General features: G+C 30.1%; 2 protein-coding genes. Both read left to right on the top strand.

Going from position 1 to position 2,055, the window contains the following annotated elements:
- The coding region (locus OU788_RS12185) for a hypothetical protein (protein ID WP_274635418.1) at positions 1 to 441 on the top strand (441 nt) is incomplete at its 5' end.
- A gap of 560 nt (positions 442 to 1,001) precedes the next feature.
- Positions 1,002 to 2,018, top strand: coding sequence for a TQO small subunit DoxA domain-containing protein (locus OU788_RS12180; protein ID WP_274635417.1), 1,017 nt, complete (start codon positions 1,002 to 1,004; stop codon positions 2,016 to 2,018).
- The last annotated feature ends 37 nt before the right edge of the window (positions 2,019 to 2,055 follow it).

Below are 2,055 nucleotides of genomic sequence, written 5' to 3'. Positions count from 1 at the left end.
CAATACATTAATAGTTTAATGAACCAAAAAACTCTTAAAGAAATTAAAGAAGAAGACAGTAAGTATTATCAGTTGTATTCTAAAAACAAAGAGTTTGGAAAAGATCCTTTTACTGATATCATGCTACAAAATTACAAAGAAGGTAGAGATACTAACAATATTGTAAAACCTATTATTGAAACAGCTAATCATTACTTTGACTTCACACAAACGAGAAAAGAAAAAAGAAATTTAGAGAAATGGGGTAAATACTGTTATAAATTAATTCCTGAAAAATATTCAGTAGATAATTTAAAAGCAGATATGTTGTATAAAGCAGGAAAAACAAAAAAGGCAATTGCTCTTAAAGCTATTGCTATTGAAAAAATGCCTTACACCGTTAAAAAGAAAGTAAGTTTTCAACATGAGTTAGAACTCATGAAAGCCGATAAAAAGTTATAATTTAATTAAGAAAATTATAACAAATATTACTTAGTTTATTTTATAAGTTTACCACGTGAGAAAGCTTAATAAAATAACCCGAAAATCAACTCTATTTCCTATAATAGGGTTGATTTTTTTATTGCTATTTTCTCCTTGTAAAGTTAGAAACTTTGTACAAGCAGAACTTAACGTTCCGCAAACAGAGGTTTCAAACAAAAGCCAAACAACTCATAGCTATATAACTTGTTATGATATTGAAATTACAGATGCTTCTCTAATACAAGTAGCTGCTTCTACCAAAATTTCACCATTTTTTCCAACTAGAGCTTTTAACTTCTCTCTTTACTTTTTTGAAAGCTTTCCTAATAAAATTACTACTTATTATCAAGAAAAGGGATTTATAACATCTTCTATCCCTCTTTATATTTTATTCAAAAATTTCAAGGTTTACCTTTAAGCCTTCCTTCCTATTAACATTCACAAATAAAATACAATCTACATAATACTAACTTATGTAGTTCATCGGCTGTGCTTAAAACTTTAAAATAGCATCAGTCTTAATAACGAAATAAAATATTATGATAAACAACAATATAAAAAACGACTCAGGACTTTTAGTTCTGGCAATACGATTGGTTATTGGATGGACTTACTTCTCTGCTTTTTGGAGAAGAACAATTTTAGCTAACAAACTCGATCCTGAAGTTGCAGGATATATCGGAGAAAAATTCAACCATTTTCTTCCAAATGCATTAGGTATTAAACCTATTATTCAATATTTAGTTGAAAATCCAGATATACTCTGGTTAAATATGGTAATATTTACCATTATTGAAGGAATTGTAGGACTCTTCATCATCTTTGGTTTGTTTACCCGAATAATGAGTATTGGTATATTTGGCTTAGCAATGGGAATTCTTTTGGGTTCTGGTTGGATTGGAACAACCTGCCTTGACGAATGGCAAATTGGTGTACTTGGAATCGCAACAGGATATGTACTCTTTTTAACAGGAAGCGGCAAATATTCGTTAGACAACTACTTTATGAAGAACAATTTTTCCTTCACTAAGAAAAAATGGTTTGCATGGTTAGGATCAGGAATTTTACCGATTAAAAACAACATTTTCCCAAGGTTTGTTTTAATAGGGTCGTTAGCCATTTTAGGAATGACTTTATTTACCAATCAAGTATTTCATGGTGGAGTTTGGGGAACACTGCATAACAAATCGGTTAAACCTAAATTAGAAATAACAGAAGGTAAAATTAATAATGATACGCTTTCTTTTGACGTTTTTAGAACAGAAGGTGTTGATGTATACGGATCGTGGGTTATTGCTATTGAAGTATTAGATCAAAACAATAACGCTATTGTTCAATATTCTCAAAAAGAGTTAGCTTCGTTAGCTGATCAAAACATATCAAACTATTATGTTGCTAAAATTAAACCAGGTAAACATAGCTTAGTTGTTCCTTTAGGAGCCAAAGCAAAAATGACTTTTAGTAATCAAGTTTTTTCACAGCTTTCGAACGGAACATATACCGTAAAAATAACAGATATTAGTGGTGCTTTTTGGACACACCGAATAACTAAATAAACAAAAAACGCCATAGTGTTTGTTTAATCACTATGGC

Origin of the sequence: Tenacibaculum sp. L6 (genome assembly GCF_028823685.1) — a bacterium.
Taxonomy (GTDB): domain Bacteria; phylum Bacteroidota; class Bacteroidia; order Flavobacteriales; family Flavobacteriaceae; genus Polaribacter.
This window is presented reverse-complemented; position numbering and strand designations above follow the sequence as displayed.